6 protein-coding genes are annotated in these 16,557 nt (G+C 58.9%); 5 read left to right on the top strand and 1 reads right to left on the bottom strand.

Annotated features, from left to right (window positions below; translation table 11 throughout):
• Nucleotides 1-133 precede the first annotated feature (133 nt).
• The gene (locus tag AC1Q6C_RS30035; RefSeq protein WP_492666991.1) at nucleotides 134-3,046 is read left to right on the top strand and encodes a hypothetical protein; all 2,913 of its coding nucleotides are present in this window, start codon (nucleotides 134-136) and stop codon (nucleotides 3,044-3,046) included.
• A 370-nt stretch (nucleotides 3,047-3,416) separates the two neighbouring features.
• Here the strand turns inward: AC1Q6C_RS30035 and AC1Q6C_RS30030 are convergent, their stop codons facing one another.
• Nucleotides 3,417-7,352, bottom strand: a complete 3,936-nt coding sequence (locus AC1Q6C_RS30030) for an NACHT domain-containing protein (RefSeq protein WP_492666990.1) — start codon at nucleotides 7,350-7,352, stop codon at nucleotides 3,417-3,419.
• A 2,359-nt stretch (nucleotides 7,353-9,711) separates the two neighbouring features.
• On the opposite strand from AC1Q6C_RS30030, the gene AC1Q6C_RS30025 reads away from it, so the two are divergent.
• The 4 genes from AC1Q6C_RS30025 to AC1Q6C_RS30010 all read left to right on the top strand — a co-directional run bounded on the left by AC1Q6C_RS30025 (nucleotide 9,712) and on the right by AC1Q6C_RS30010 (nucleotide 16,492).
• Nucleotides 9,712-13,812: a DEAD/DEAH box helicase gene (locus AC1Q6C_RS30025; RefSeq protein WP_492666989.1), complete on the top strand. Its 4,101-nt coding sequence runs from the start codon at nucleotides 9,712-9,714 to the stop codon at nucleotides 13,810-13,812.
• 228 nt (nucleotides 13,813-14,040) lie between these two features.
• Nucleotides 14,041-14,277 carry a hypothetical protein gene (locus tag AC1Q6C_RS30020; RefSeq protein WP_492666988.1) on the top strand — a complete coding sequence of 79 codons (237 nt, stop codon included), beginning with the start codon at nucleotides 14,041-14,043 and terminating at the stop codon, nucleotides 14,275-14,277.
• 95 nt (nucleotides 14,278-14,372) lie between these two features.
• Entirely contained in the window at nucleotides 14,373-15,902 is a 1,530-nt protein-coding gene (locus AC1Q6C_RS30015; RefSeq protein ID WP_492666987.1) for an RNA-directed DNA polymerase, read from the top strand.
• A 236-nt stretch (nucleotides 15,903-16,138) separates the two neighbouring features.
• Nucleotides 16,139-16,492 (top strand): hypothetical protein, encoded by a 354-nt coding sequence (locus tag AC1Q6C_RS30010; protein ID WP_492666986.1) that lies wholly within the window; start codon nucleotides 16,139-16,141, stop codon nucleotides 16,490-16,492.
• Nucleotides 16,493-16,557 lie beyond the last annotated feature (65 nt).

Here is a 16,557-nt window from a genome sequence, read left to right as displayed (position 1 = left end):
CGTACGCGGGGAGAAACCATGGCCACAAAATGCGCCATAAATGGCCGCCAGTGGGGAGCTTACGATGGCCGTCGACAGAGCTTCTCGATCTCTTGGAAGCTGCAAACGAACGAGACGAATTCGAGGAGACAGAATGACTGACGCGGATTCGAACCAAGGATGGAAGGCGCCTAGCACCGCATTGGTCGATCAGGCGCTGTCCCGAATCGGCGACCTTCAACACCGACGAGTGTTCTACGAGCGACTAAACAATCCCCTCTGGGTCGATCCCCTCGACAAGAAGGAGGTGTTCAACACTCCGCCGAAGCAAGAATCTGACAGTAACGGATACCTTCGCTGGATTCCCTGGCCTGAGGGTGAATACCTGTCCCGTATGGCACAAGTTGCCCCCGCGAAAGTCGCAAAGATCCTCACTCGTGTCGCTACGGGGAGCCAGAACCCATACATTCACGAACTTGTCGTGCGCGCCGCGATCGGTATGCCTTCAGAGGACGCTGCAACGCTCGTAAGGATTATCGCGAAATTCGTCAACGAGTCTTCGGCTGGTCTTCGCGACGGCCTCGAAGTCGTATCGCTTATCGAGTCTCTGGCCTCAGGGAGCCAATATAAAAAGGCAACTTTACTCGCTCAGGCTCTGCTGAGGCCTCGTGGTGCGGAGGAAGGCGCGGCGGGGATCGGGAGCCGCAATGTTGAGGCCGGAATTGACCGGCACTGGTATGACGAGGCACTGACGCGCGTAGTCGCAGCCCTTCAGAAGGATCCAGACGGTCGCATTCTCCAAATGGCTGCCGTCTGGTTGGAGCTACAGCAGAAGGCGTCAGGAAACTCCAACTCTGACACTGGGGCGGACTATAGCTATATCTGGCGAGCATCGATCAGCGATCACTCGCAGAATCATCGGTTTGAGGAAATTGGGGACGCTCTGACCGATTGCGTTCGGAATATTGCGTTGGACCAGATGCAGTCTGGCGGAACCTCACCGACCGAGATCATCAAGACGCTTGAACGAGGCGGCGTACCGCTACTCCGACGGATTGCTCTCTGCGTGCTTTCGGCGCGTGTGGCAGGTGACGAGGAAGCACTCATCTTGGCGCAAGGTCGACTCCTCGACGAGGAGCTACTCGATACCGGCTACCGGCGGGAGTACTCACAACTGGCCAGTGTGGCGTTGCCACACGTTCATGCCGACGTCTGGGCTCGGTGGGCGGACCTCATTCTCGGGTGCCCTCCCATAGACGAATCGGTCCGTGAGTTTGTGCTTAGCCGACGATTAGAGGACGAATCAGACGATGAGGCGATTCAGCGCCACCAGGATATATGGCAGCTCACTTGGTTAAGTGCCATTGGCACAAACTCGCTTAGATCACCGTGCAAGCAGAGATTGGCCTCGCTGGTCGAGCGCTACGGAGCACCCGAGCACAGCCAGTTCGCCAGCTGGTCGTCGTCTGTGACGAGAGTGGGGTCGATCAGTCCAGTCACCCAGGAAGAACTCTCGGAGCGCACAATCCCGCAGATAGTTCAGTTCCTCGCAGGTTGGGAACCCGACGCTCCTGGACCACACGGCCCAACCCGGGAAGGACTCGGCCAAGTACTGGCCTCCCTGGTGCGGTCTCGGCCTGCAGTTTTTTCTCGGGCTGCGACCGACTTCAAGCAGTCAAATCCAGAATATGTTCGAGCATTGCTGTCCGGCCTACGCGAGACCCTGAAGGATAACGAGACGCTCGACTGGGCGAGCGTGCTCGACCTGTGTGCGTCGTTCACTCTGGTGAAAAACGATCCAGCGCATGCCCTCGACGGCGTTGACGGACCCTATGACGTCCTGGGTTATCTACAACGGGAGATATGCAATTTAGTCGAGGCCGGCGCATCACTCGATACCGAGGCGACCATTCCGCCTGCGCTACTGAAGACCGCTATTGAGGTCGTCGCTCCGGTGCTTGCGCACTCCGATCCAACACCTCAAAGGGAGTCGGCAGAAGGAGGCTCCAACATGGATCCACTAACACTGTCGCTGAACACGACCAGGCCAAGCGCCATCCGTGCCCTAGTGAGAGTCGCTGCGAAAAGTTTCGATTCTCACGATCGCGGGGACGACGAACCCAGCGAGGTTGTTCTCATGGTCTCGAAACTATTATCGCGCCGCCTCACGCCGATTCGAGACGAGAGCCTCGCCGTCGCTGCCGCCTTCGGTGAAGAATTGGGACGATTGATTTGGGTGGCTCCCGACTGGGTGAATTCGCACGCGAATCTTCTATTGTCAATCGATTCCTTTGGCGACGTCGTGCTGTCGACTACCCTGAGTATTTACAGCACCTCCAAACGTCTCATCGACGCTTTAACCAGTGCAGAATCGCAGCTCATTGCCCGTTCGGCGCGTGGCGAGGAGTTGACCGTCGGGTGGCGCACAGATCGCACTCCGCTCGAATCATTAGGTGATCATCTGGTGCTTTTAGTGATTCGGGGCGAGTTCGAATTGAATTCCCCATTGGTTGATCAATTCTTCACCGAGGCACCAGTGACGGCGCGCGCCCGGGTTCTCGGCCACCTGGGATGGACCCTGATGCACTCGGAGGATGTTCCGCAAGAGGCGCTGGTTCGAGCGCAGTCACTATGGGACAGCCGCGAGGATGTGGTCGAAGCTGGTGCATCGCACGTCGATGAGCTTGCGGAGTTCTTCTGGTGGGTCGTATCGGAGAAATTTGGGGTTGACTGGTGGCTACCTCGCTTGGGCCGGGCCGTCCTTGCTCCATCCTTCGATGCAAGAGGATTGCTCGCCGAACATCTCGAAACCGCTGCCTCGAAAGATCCGGCGTCAACCGTAAAAATCCTTGAATCACTACTACTCGCACCGAACCAGGGCACGTTAAGTCGATATAGCCTGGTCGAGCGTGCCCCGGCGATCATCGCTCTGGCGTTAGAAAGCGGCGATCTCACCACAGTGGAAGCCGGGCAGCGGCTCATGGATTCGTTAGGTCGGAGCGGCCATATCCGCATCTCCGAACTCGTTCAGCAACGCCGGGACCGTCAAATTGGGTTCCTTGCCTGAGCTCGGGACTCCGCTCAAGCCACGGGGCCAAGACCTCGATTCGGTATGGAGAAGTCCAGTATTGGAAACGGGCAACCAAAAGTGGGCTTGATCAGTACGCATTGCGCGTGACAGCTCTCGAGCTGTGGCCCCACCGGGTCGAGAAGGAAGCCGCCTTTGATGAGCGGGTGATGGACTGGAAGATGGCGACGAGCTGGTCTCGTAGTTCGCGGCACTGTCGATCGGTCAGTCCGGTTTGTCGAACGAGTGGTGGGTATCCGCGCGTAACAAGATGCCGTCCTTCAGTCATAAAGTCCCATGCTGGGCGAACGGGCGATGGCACTTTCACCGTCCGGACACCGATCGGCATCTTCAAGGATGTTCACAACTGTTACCGAGCTGCAATTTCGACGGCTTCGTCGACTCCATACGCCCCGTTCAGCATCAAGTTGTCGATGACATCAAGCAGCGCTGATCGGTGGTCGGCATCGCGAGCTTGTGCCAGACCACGTGTTACTAGTTCGCACACATAGCGCGCATCTGCTGCTGCGTGGGTGCTGAGATCGCCCGCGGCTGCCCCAAAGCGATCGACGAAGCGCTGAGCGCTGGCTAGCGCCAGATCGTCAACGCGATCCGGTGCACGCTGAATGGTAATGAAAAGCTGGGGTGTCGCAGGCTCGTACGCAGCTGATTCGATCAGGCCGCGTATGACGCTCGCGATAGGACGGAGTGCATGTTCGCGCATCGCTCCCGCAAGTTCGGCGGCCGCTTTCCGTACAAGTGGGTCCGGGTCATCGAAGAAGGAAAGCAACGCAGACGAAGCAAGTGCTGTATCGCGAGATGCTGCCAGGCTGTGTGCGCAAGCCCGTGCAGCTCCGACACGGGACGGGGTATCGGTCCCTGCAAGTATGACGCTGAGTGGACCGGGATCATGCCATTGCAATCCGGCGTGCACTGCCATCAGCCCACCTCGTTCCCGAACACCGAGGTCCGCAGACGCAAGCATCCGAACGATGACGGGTAGCACCAGATCGACTCGCCCTCCATTTCCGATATACATCATGAGCTTAATTACGTAGTCGGAGGTGAGCAGTTCGTCGTCGGAGGCGATCAGGGGCTCGAAGGCTTCGACTGATGCGGGCCGATCGAAGCGGAGCACGGCTGCCACCAGGTGCGCGACTTGGGACCTCACCGACGTCACAGGGTCGGCAACAATACGCTGTAAATACGGAGTCACCAATGCGGTACGCGAACCGTCGACGTCGCGAGCAATCAGATTGCCGAGCGACTCAGCGAGGCTGCCCCGTGCGCTGTTCATCCCAGCTTGACGAAGCCGATATCCGGGTCGACGTTCATTCGACGAGTGGAAACTGTTGTCCGACTGTGGATCTTTTGCGGAGAGTAGTCGCGCGACGAGGAGCTCGACCAAATCGAGAGGTGTCGTGTTGAGGTAGAGCCGTAGTGCCCACCCGAGCCGGCGATCTTGATCGGACTGACCGGGCTTGGCGAGGTGGCGAACGCAGTCGAACACAACCTCCTGGTCGTCGGGTGCAACCGACTGCTCGCCCAGACCCCTCAATATAGAAGTTGCATATTCAGAGTTGGAGTCGGTTGGCAGTTGCAATGCCAACCGTGCAAATCTGACTGGGTTTGCCTTGGTTTCCTTGAACAGTTCGGTTGCCAGTTCTCTCGCTCCCCCGGTGAACGTGTCCCAGTCATGTGTGTCGACGTCGTAGCGGGTCATCGCCTGTAGCCAGTTTCGATCTGTCATATGCGATACCGCGTGTGATGGGATGGGTGAAAGTAACGAGCCGGCGCTCATACCTCTTGGCGCTTCAAACTTTTCGACGCCGAACTTCCTTCTATATTCACCGAGTCTGCGCCGTCCGGCTTCGGTGAGTCGATCTTCGTCCAGCGCTGACAACAATGAGAACGCATGGCTTCCAGCTCCTCGCTCTTCTGCCGGCAGGCGTAGGTCGCGAACGCAGGCCTCGACAGCGCGATGCTCATCGTTATTCAGGTGTGGGGTGATCGCAGAAAGCAGTTGGCGAGTGGCTTTGGTGTCGTCCCATAAATCACCGGCGAGCAGGCGCGGGGTGCCCTGTAGTAACAGCACCGCCGCCCAGGACGCATGAGCCGGGCCTCCCGCGACGAGACCGGAATACAGCAGAATTTGCGCGCTGGCCGATTCCATCGCCGCGAGCCTTTCGAGCATCGTGCGTGCTGATATCGGATCTTGACGAACGACCACCGCGATTGCTTCTAGCATCGCGTTGTAAAGCGTGTCATCCAACTCGGAGTCGGCAGCCAAATCCTTGTCGGCGTAGGAGAAATGAGGATCCGATGGAAAACCGGAACTGCCCTGGTCGGACATGGTGGCTGCGGTGATCTCAAGCATGATGGGAAGAAGGACTTCGACGAAGCGCCCGGGCTCCGCTTTCGCGGCAGTCTGAATCAGCTCCGCTGCCTCGTACTCACTCGTTGTGAGAAGCGAAATTGTCCCGGAATCATCGGGAGAAAGGGCGCCTGGCCGTTCAGCTAAATAGGTCGCGAGGAGGTCGATTGCCCAAAAGGGTTGTGTTTCTGCCAGCGTATGGGCGAACAGCCACAAATCGCTGTCGTGCGCGACGAACAGACCGGACCGAATCCCGGCAAGCACCAGTTCAAAGAATGGGCGACTGGTCTGCGGCTGAGCGAAGCGCACGATCCGTCGCAACCACGAGCCATACATCGGCGAACCGGCAAAGTTCGAGAGCACCTCGGTCACCCGATCAGCAGCGGTCCGCACGCCGGCCGTCAACATCTCGAGTGCCTGCTGGGCCTCAACGTCGTTGTTGCTGCTCAGCCATTCGGCTATTCGGCCGTCGGCATCCATCCGAATGAACCACGGTCCTGTCCGTACCGCCAGCCAGCAGCGTGCCGCTACTTCGCCACCTGCTCCGCCGTAAGCGAGAACGACGTCGAGTTCAGCAGAAGTAGGGTCGGGCAGGTCACCCAGCAGCCCGAGCACCACATCTTTGATGTGGAAGCGCACTCGGGGGTCCAATAGCGTTGCTTGCAGCTCGTGCACGTAGCGGTCCGGGTCGCGCTGGCGGAGGTGGTGCAACACTTGGCGGACCTGGGCCCGGCGAAAGAGCTCCTGCTCGTGAGTCGTGAGGAATGAAACGAGCGTCTCCCTCTGCATTGCCCATTGGCGAGCGAACGCGTAGTCGAAGAACGATTCGTGAAAGAACGCGATCTTGTTCCCGTCTCGGGTCAGGATGTGTTCGGAGACCAATACATCAGCGTCGAGCGCAAGGTCAGTTTGATCGAGGAGCGCATCGGACACCGACAGCCGTTGGTTGTCGCTGATCGCGGTGGCAACGGCCACAATCACTTCGTTAAACCTGATGCCTGCCTTGCGGGACTCAACGAGGCGACGCTTCCTCAACCAGAAGGCATCGAAGAGGTGCGCAGTAGTTTCGAAGCTCAAGGCGTCTGCATCGGACGAAACGCTCGCGAGTAGCACCAAATGCAGGGGTAAGCGCAGCACCTCTCGCTGAGACCTCGACATCGTCTCGGATCTCAGACCCATGCCATCAACAGCGGTATCGACCTCGGTGTCCGTGAGCTTCGCAATCGCAATCGTTGTCCCACCTGTGGTTTCGCGTAGCGTCCGAATGCGATAGTCGTTCTCGATGTCGAACTGACGGCAAGCCAGGACTACCCGTAGGTTGGGAAAAGCTCTGGCTTCACCGACCAGGTCCGCGATGGCGTCGAAGTTATTCGGCATTCGTCCAGACGCCAGACTGATTGCATCGAGCTGATCGACAAGCAATACACATGTCCGAGTTCCGGCGCGAGAAGCAAGGGCGGCAACAGGCGATGTTTGGAGGCCAAGACGGTTACCCAGCTCGGTGGTGGTGTCGAACTCCTCCAGACGGTCGAGTCGAAACGCGAGAACCGGCACCTCCTCCGACGTCAACTGGCGGAGCGTCTCGGCCAGCACCGCGCTCTTTCCCGCCCCCGCAGTCCCGCTGACCAAAGTGAGCTGCGGCTGGTCGGGATTGAGGATGGTCTCACGCAGCTGGCGAGTTTCCTTGCGCACAATGGGCGTTCGGAGCAGCTCACGTTCAACGGAGGCTAGCCAGCGCTGAGTCGGTCCGTCGATGCTTGCCGCGAGTTGATTGTTTCGAATGGCACCGGCAAGGGTCAGACCGTAATGAAGCAGTTGTGCCCCCATGACGGATTGTGTGAGCGGGGTTCCGAGGTTGTGGAGCACAAGGTCGCCGAGTCCGACCACTGCCAAATCCTCCGACGCTCCGCTCAGCAACAAGCCGGAGAGCACGGCGTTGACGTTGTGTATATCCCGCTCGTCATGCCATTCGATCCAAATGCCTCGCAGCGCATGCCATGCAGTGTCTGGGGATCCGTAGACGTCGGCCGCACAGAGTTCGTTGAACGCTTTTGTTATCGGTTCGCTCGTTAACCAAGAACCGATGAACTCCTGCAAGTCAGGGGCCTGTCGGGCTCGGTTTGTGAGGTCTTGCAAAGACGCAGCGGGCAGAATCGAAACGAAATGGAATTGCCGTCCCAACTCAACGTGGCGCCTTGCCGCTGTCCATATTCCTAGAGAATGTAGTGACCGCACCGTCCAATGGTTGGCGCCGAAGATTTGCCTCTTTACCTGATGGGCTTCTTCTACGCCATCGCCATTCACGTAGACGAACTCGACTCCGTCGCCCGCAGTTCCGGTCGGCTCCACCGTTATCGATGAGCCACGACCATGCAGGACATACAACAGATGGCGCACAGTCCAACCCGATTCGTACCGGTTCCCGAACTTGTCGGTCTCACCACCTGACCGCGGACTCATCCCGTAGAACTTCCGCTAGCAAGTCGCGTTCTCAAATCATCACCTATTTACAGTAGAAAGTAGCTTGGCGGCTGCGTCGCGCACCCTTTTGGATGGATGACTACTCCTGAGACATCGGATCTTATTGGTCATTTTGAGAGTCATGAACTCGGGGAACCTGTCTTCTCACCGCGCCTTCGGCTACTGAAAGTACTCCGACCATCGCACAGCACGAAGGACCGACTTCGGGCTGTCTACACTGGTACTACTTCTTCTTGCTACCCTTAGCTCGCGCTAATGCGCTCGCCGCGATGCACTTCGTCCTACTGGACGAACGACCATCGGTGAGCGCTTTCGACGCGCCTGTTTTGCTACCTTTGCGCTCGTAGTTTTCGCCGATCCTTTGGTTGCGATTGCGATCTCTCCTCCTCCCTCTCGCTGTCGGGCACTCGCACCACCGAGCTATCTGCCTGTGAGACACCCGAAACCTCAAGTCCAATACTCGATCGTGGTTCATATGCACTTTGTAGCCGGTCCTACTCGAGCACATCGTCCCGCCTGATACGGAAATGGCGCAGAGAGACCACCAATGCCGGTCAACCAGTTCATTGGTAGACACCTGATTATCTGACCAAACGACAAATTGCGGCAATCGACACGCTTACAGGAGAATACGAGAGCCAAGTGGCCATCGATTTCATGTGGCACAGAACGTCGTCAACCAACCCCGACAGCACCCTTGAGTCGGTCGAGGCGTTCCTCCCCGGCGAGAGAAAACACCCTATCGGTATCCGCAGGAAAGTCAGGTCGGAACCGGAGCTCCGTTATCACGGCGTATACCTACCTCGATGGCGCTCCAGAACCTCTGTCCGACTCTGAGTTCACCGAACATCGCCACTTCGCGGCGCCGCTCGAGTTCGCCTTGATGCCCACCCGTTCGCCTGAACTGCCCGACGGGTTCACGAACCTGTGGCTCACCGGAAAGTCCGGACGAGGGTGGCAATGCTGCCGCGAATCGGAATCGTCTTTCGTCACAGCTCCTCCGTTCAGCCCACAAGAGCAGGACTGATTCTCCGGACGCACGACAAGGCAATCGCTCCGCACGGCAAGCGAAACGAAGAGCGAGTGCTCACAAGAGAGGCAGCCCTCGGAGACGACCTTACGAACTACGTCTAGTTTCGTGTCCAACGATTTCCTGGTACCGGAAAGGCCCGTTCCTCCCCACTAATTCGCCATGGCTGAAACTTCGTGCCAGGGACGCACCGTTCGTGGGCGAGAACGGTGAGCGCAGCGCATCACGGGCTCGACTATCAGTGCCGAGTCGAGCGCGCCTACCGCCGAGCCAGAATTAGTGGATAACGCTCGAAAGCGTCTCTGGTGCAACAGCTTCGCCACACCTTCACAACGTCGCTAGCGGACAAGGACGCAAGCGAAGGCGTTTGAAGCTGTTCGCGGCTTCTACCCCCGCGAACTTATATCGATGGGGCTCCAATCCATTGGCCCGACGTGACCACTTAAAAGGCAGCACGTTGAACCACACGGCGACAGTAATTCGGCACTGAGCGCACTGAGTGAACTGAGATTCTAGTTCGGCGGCATAAAATAGTATTGATTGCCAACGGAACAACGAGCCGATAACGTCGTAAAAACACGAACTCTGAGATGGTTCGACAAGTTATCTACGAATCCCTCGAAGCTCGCTATCGACGGCCCTTTTTGCCTCATGACCACGCCGGGGGCACCCGATTCTGGAACGAGGGTGTCACGGACACTATTGGGCCGGATCAATTCTGCACGCCAGTTATGTACCCACCCTCATGGTCATGTCGGTGGGTCTTGGCAAGATCAGGAGATGACCGCCGCTGCCCTGAATACTCTTCACCACCCTCTAGACAGGTTGCTTCGGACGCTGTCGGAGGAGACTGCCAGTACGAGTGCACTTGGTGACGCGTTCGAATATGTGGCCGACCTCGCTTTGTGGTCGAGTCCGGAGTTCGGAGCGCGGATCAGGCAGATATGGCGTTGGGAAGAATGGCCCGAGGCACAGGGTCGAGACCTCGGGATAGATCGGGTGATCAGCACGGTCGACGGCGAATTATGGGCCGTACAAGCGAAAGGTTACTCATCTTCGACCAGCCTGACGTATTCCGGCAAGGGCGGCATCGCCACGTTCCTGGCCGCTGCCGGGACCGGTCAGTTCACGATGCAGTTAGTAGTGACCAGCAGCGACAGCATCGCCGATAATGCGAGAAAGATTGTTGCTCGTCAGTCGGTTCCTACGCGCATCCTCGACCGATCCTGGCTGGACTCGCTTGACGTCGATTGGCCGGCCGACCTGGCAGAGTTACGCAGTGCTGTTGAGTCAGCCGGTCGAGGGCACGGTCCCGCGCACAGAGCCCTTGTAGAGGGACGACACGAGCTTGCTCCGCATCAGGAAGCTGCCGTCAACGACGTAGTCACCTGTCTGGCTAGCCAATCAGAGCATTCCTCGGACGCGCGGGCCAAACTACTCATGCCGTGCGGCACCGGCAAAACTCTGACATGCCATGCGACGGCGGAATTGCTCCGCGCTAAGCAGACCTTGGTACTGGTGCCGAGCCTCTCCCTTCTGGCTCAGACCATGCGCGCCTGGCAAACCCAGTCCCAGGGGAAGCTACGTGTTATTGCGGTGTGCAGCGACGAATCCGTCGTCTCTGGGCGAAACGACGACATCGTCGTCGACCCAAACGAGCTACTTGCCCCCGTCACGACGGATCCGGCCACTCTTGCTGTGTTTCTCTCGAATGAGAGCACCCAGCCAACAGAGCAACAGTGGCCAACAGTGGTGTTCTCCACTTATCACTCATCTGCGGTGGTGGCGGCCGCGCAGGAGCTCATTGCCCAATCGAGCGAGCATTCTTTCGATCTGTTGGTTGCCGATGAGGCGCACTATCTCGCTGGAAAAGCCTCGAGAGCCTTCGCGACTGCTTTGGATGCCACCAAGGTTCATGCGCGCCGTCGCTTGTTCGCCACCGCTACGCCCCGAATCATCTCCACGAAGCTCAAGGACACCCTCGCCAAGGATGGGCGCGACCACGACGTGGTGTCCATGGACGATCCCGCTGTTTTCGGCCCGGTCGCTCACGAACTACGGTTCTCTAAGGCCCTTGTTGATGGGCTGCTCACCGACTACCGGGTACTGGTTCTCGGCATCGACGACGCAGAGGTCGCCGCGATGGTCGAGAGCCGTAGGCTTCTCACGTTGGACAGCGAAGATGACACGACCACGGATGCGGCGACGCTCGCCGCCGCCATTGCCACATATCGCACCCTGACCGAACACGGAGCGCGACGCTTGGTGAGTTACCACTCTCGGATTGCGCGTGCTGAAAACTTTGCTCGACTCCTCACCACGCTTCCACCATCGTTGATCTCAAACCTGGGTACCGTGCAGGTTTCTGCTCACGCGGTCAAGGGCACCATGCCAGCTGGTAAACGGCGTGAGGTCTTGAAACGTCTTACCCACGACACCACCGGATCCGACAGAGCATGCATTGTTGCCAACGCGCGATGCCTTACTGAAGGCGTTGATATCCCGACCCTAGACGGCGTCATCTTCGTCGATCCCCGCAGATCCCGCATCGACGTTATTCAGTCCGTCGGCCGGGCAATCAGACTGGCAGAGAACAAGTCCCGTGGACTCGTCATTATTCCGGTAGCCCTGAACCGCGACGAAGACGTTGAAACGGCTCTAGCAGGCAGCGCCTTCTCCCGTGTGTGGGACGTTCTCGGTGCGCTGCGCGATCATGACGACACTCTCGCCGAAGAAGTAGATGCACTTCGTACCGATCTCGGTCGACGCGGGGCAATGGGCGATAGCAAGCTGAGCAAGATCACGCTCGATCTACCCACCTGGGCCGGCCGGGCGTTCGCAGAGTCTATCCAGCTCAAGATGATCGAGCACACGACTTCTTCGTTCCTCTACAACCTCGGCCTACTGCAGGCCTTTGTCGCACGTGAAGGGCACACCCGCGTAATTAAGGGCCACGTCGAGGCTGGCATCAGGCTGGGCGATTGGGTTGCAACACAGCGTGCGAACAAGGACCGCCTCATCCCCGAACGCCGCACGCAGCTCGAATCTGTCCCCGGTTGGACATGGGATCCCCTCGCTGACGCGTGGGCTGCAGGCCTCGCAGCTGTCCACGCCTTCGCCGAACGTGAAGGACACGCCCGTGTACCCGTAAACCTCGTCGAGAGCGGCATCAAGCTTGGTCAGTGGGTTGTCGTCCAGCGCTCGACCAGGGAGCGTATGACGCCTGATCGCCGCGCCCAGCTCGAAGCGCTGCCCGGCTGGAGTTGGGATGCTCGCGTTGACTTATGGGCTGACAGTTACGCCGCGCTGAAGGCCTTCGCGCGGCGCGAAGGCCACATACGCGTCTCTCAACGCCACATCGAAAACGGCATCAACCTGGGCAGTTGGACTGCGATTCAGCGGGGAAAAAGGGACACACTAATTTCGGAGCGCCGAGAACAGCTTGAGGCCCTACCCGGCTGGAGTTGGGATCCGAACAGCGACGCATGGAACCGCAGTTACGAGGCCCTCAAGGTGTTTGTCGATCGCAGCGGCCACGCCAACGTCCCCAACAAATACGTCGAGGACGGAATCAACCTCGGCAAATGGGTCACCGTACAGCGCCAGGCCAAGGACAATCTACTCCCCGGGCGTCACACGAACCTGGAAGCACTGCCGGGCTGGAGTTGGGATGCTCGGGCAGCGTTATGGGCGGAGAAATTCGCCAGCCTGCACATATTCGTTCAGCGTGAGGGCCACGCGTTGGTCCCTCAAGGCCACATCGAAGGCACCATCAAACTCGGTTCTTGGGTTCGGGAACAGCGCGGCAACAAAGACAAACTCAGCGACGAGCGACGAAAAAAACTAGAAGCCGTACCCGGATGGAGCTGGAACCCCTACACAGATGCGTGGATCCGGAACTTTGCAATCCTTGAAAAGTTTGTCGACCGTGAAGGTCACGCCCGCGTTCGTAAAGAACACATTGAGAACGACATCAAACTCGGTTCGTGGGTCGGCGAGCAGCGTATGAACAAAGACAAACTCAGCGACGAGCGACGAATACAACTGGAAGCCGTACCCGGTTGGAGCTGGGAAGTAGCGTCCGACGCGTGGTCCGAGAAGCTCGCGATTCTCCGCATGTTCGTCGACCGTGAAGGGCATGCCCGTGTACCCGTCGACTACGTCGAGAATGGTGTAAGGCTAGGTTCTTGGGTCCGGACGCAGCGGAAGGACCGAGAGAAGATGCGGGCTGAACGGCGTGCTCTGTTGGAAACCGTTCCCGACTGGACCTGGAAAAGCCCCCATGCAAATGCGTGGGACCAGAGCTACGCCGCGCTGCAATCCTTCGTTGAACGGGAAGGTCACGCGCGCGTACCTGACCGTCATATCGAAAACACTCTCAAGCTTGGTTCCTGGGTCCGGGAACAACGTGCGAACAGAGACAAACTCAGCGACGAGCGAAGACGGCAGCTGGAAGCTCTACCTGGATGGATATTGAATCCCTTCGTCGATGCTTGGGCTACAAACTTCGCGGCTGCGCGCGCCTACGCAAGACGCGAAGGGCACGCCCGCATCCCTGGCAGTCACATCGAAAACGGCATTAACGTCGGCTCTTGGGTTGTAGTGCAGCGCACCAAGAAGAACGAACTCAGCGACGAGCGACGCGCGAAGCTGGAATCGCTGCCCCGGTGGAGCTGGAATCTGCGCGCTGACGCATGGGCACAGAAATACGGAGCGTTACAGAACTACGCGAAGCGTGAGGGCCACACGAAAGTCCCCCACAGCCACATCGAAGATGAGATCAAGCTTGGAAGTTGGGTGTACGGCCAACGCACGAAGAAGAACCAGCTCACCGACGAACAACGTGCACAATTGGAACTGATCCCTGAATGGACATGGTGAAGTCAACCACCGACCGGAGTCGATCCGGAAGCACGTACGGATCAACGGGCTGCATCACCCGAGCGGGTGCTTCCTGGATGAATCGTTCAGGCGGGCCCGATCTCGGACGAACCTGAACTGTCCACCGGCCGCCCCTGTCGTCGCCATCCGCTACAGCGAACTCGCCCGTATAAAACAGGGGGGCCGCCATCGGCGTTAAGGCTAAGCAGAAAGGTAGCGCTTATCACCATGCCAGCCTTCACCGAGCTTCTCGCCGTTCTTGCCGTGGACCCTACCAACGGCGCCGGATCCGACAATGCCACCGACTCCGTACTGCTCGCCATCGGCACGAAGATGACGATCCTGCCCTCACACGCCGACAACACGTCCGTCACCTGCAGATCCCGAACAAACAGCCTGACCGGTGTGCTGGAAACGGCGGCATATCGCTTCCACATCTCCGATACCGACTACCTCACCGGGTAACCGAGCGCACTTTCCGAACTGTCTACGTTGCCCCGCCAGCCTTACGCTGGCGGGGCAAACTCGCCCACCTGGACAGCCAGGCATAATTTCGCTTCATGACGCCATCTTCCCTGCTCAACCAACTCGACATCACGGCAGCAGTCACCGCCGAACTCGGGTACACGACGAAACTGCTGCCGATCCGAACCGAACAGCGCATCCTTCCCCATCACATCGACCGAGTCGTCGCAATCATCGAAGCGTCACTACGTCAGGACCGTACCGCTGAGCCTGCCAGTGTCGTCCTCGCCTCGAAGACGAAAGGCTCACGACCTCTCAACATGTGGCGGCTGCAAGATCGAGTCTTATACCGCGCACTGACAGATCGTCTCCGTGTGAAGCTCCCAGAGCAGTTGCAGCAGCGCGGCTCGCACGCCGACTTCGAGGCAATGCCCTACAACAATGAGTTGAACACCTACATCGACTGCACCGATATCACTGCCTTCTACCAGTACGTGGACCACGATGTCCTAGCCGACGAGCTGATCGCCCAAACCGGCGACTTCCACGTCGTCACCGCCCTGGTGGAGCTTCTGGGACAGGTGATGGGCGGGCGCGTAGGAATCCCGCAGGTGCACGACTCGAGTGATGTCCTCGGTGACACCTACATCGATCCTGTTCGCCGCAAACTGATCCGCGCCGGATACGACGCCTACTGCTATGCCGACGACTTCCGGGTCGGATGCAGCACCCTGGGACAGGCGCGGGCAGCGTTGGAACTGTGTACCTCAGCGGCCCGCGAGATCGGACTTGTTCTCAACGACTCGAAAACGTATACATACCATCGCGATACGTACGCGGGAACGCTCAACAGGCGCACCGTTGCCGAGGACAGCATCCTCACATCCATGAACCTCCAAGAGGCCGCGGAGATGCTCTTGCACGGTGAGTACTCCGACACCGATGAAACTCTCGAACCGGATTTCGGCCAGATCAACGACACCACGCCGTCAATGGACGACGAAGAGAACTCCGGCGCTGCTTTCGAACGCAACGAATTAGTCGGTGGAGTGTGGCAGGTGTGGGAGAACTTCCCCGAGCACCACCGCAGCCAAACTTTCCGTCAACTTCTCGGGGAGGCGCTACCTGTGCTCGGCAGCCTCGGCGATGTACGGCCGATGAACCGGCTCGAGGACCTGCTCGACGCGGCCCCGAACCTGACACCGAAGATCGCGGCCTACCTGGCGAATCTCGCGACCCGGAACAGCTTGGACAGAAGCAGCGTCGACCGTCGGATGTTCGGCCTCGTCAAGTCCGACAGGCTCAGCGAGTGGCAAATGATCTGGCTCGCCTTCGCGGCCGCGTCGTTGCAGCCCAACCCGTTTCTGGCACCGGTCACGTCGCAGATGGCGGAATGGCTCGGCGACTGTGTCCAGACCGGATCCCACATCCTCGCCGCCTACGCAGCCGATGCACTTGGCCAGTTGAAGGTGGGTGATGGCGCCGTCCTCGCGGCGGCGCGCGATCGAGTCACGCCGGAGCATCGACTACCGATCATGTGGGCACTAGGCCGAATCGACGCCGAGCTCGCTGAGACGATCGCTGACAACGGTCTCGAGCGTCTGATGCTTCCGGCGCAACCATGAAGAGCTCGACGCTGTCCCTCGATGCCGAACAGTCCTGCACCCTGATCAACGAAACCCTCGGTGCCCACGAAGATACGATCGCCTCGATCACGTCCCGTCGTGCGTCTCGCAGGCGGTTTCCGTCACCTACAGGTTCCGATCGTGCACAGATCCAGCGGCAAGCTACGCTCGTCCGATTCCTTTCAATCACCGAGTCGTTCAGTAGCGAGCGACTTCTCGCGGAGATGGATACGGTCATGTCGACGCTCGGTCATGAGGGCGCCTTGAAGATGTGGGAAGGGGCGCACAAGGCCGCCATTCAAAACTGGGCAAATCAGAAGGACGCGTACAACAAGTGGCTCGGCGTTCCGAGTGGATCGTGGACGAAGATCATCGAACTCACGAACGCCCGCAACGCCGTCGCGCACGGTTCCGGCCAGCTCACGTGGATGCAGCAGCGCGGACAACTAGACGAGCTAAAGGTGAAGCTGGGGCGCCATCTGATCGCCTTGGATGGCATTCGTATTGTCCTCACTGAGGACTCGATCAAACATGCAGCGCAAACGTGTATCGAGTTCATCACCACTATCGATGGCACACTGCGTCCGTAAAGCGTTGTCGGTGCCAGCCGCAGGATCGCTTCTGGCACCGCCCGTTTCGTCGCCTAACTGCCGTC

The sequence above is a fragment of the Rhodococcus sp. MT28 genome, from assembly GCF_058792695.1.
The sequence above is the reverse complement of the archived record's forward strand: the minus strand, read 5'-3'. Positions and strand labels throughout refer to the sequence as shown.

What these genes read in the sequence shown, in the direction of transcription:
- AC1Q6C_RS30035 (WP_492666991.1), top strand. Translation starts at nt 134, where the DNA reads ATGACTGACGCGGATTCGAACCAAGGATGGAAGGCGCCTAGCACCGCA.
- AC1Q6C_RS30025 (WP_492666989.1), top strand. Translation starts at nt 9,712, where the DNA reads ATGACCGCCGCTGCCCTGAATACTCTTCACCACCCTCTAGACAGGTTG.
- AC1Q6C_RS30020 (WP_492666988.1), top strand. Translation starts at nt 14,041, where the DNA reads ATGCCAGCCTTCACCGAGCTTCTCGCCGTTCTTGCCGTGGACCCTACC.
- AC1Q6C_RS30015 (WP_492666987.1), top strand. Translation starts at nt 14,373, where the DNA reads ATGACGCCATCTTCCCTGCTCAACCAACTCGACATCACGGCAGCAGTC.
- AC1Q6C_RS30010 (WP_492666986.1), top strand. Translation starts at nt 16,139, where the DNA reads ATGTCGACGCTCGGTCATGAGGGCGCCTTGAAGATGTGGGAAGGGGCG.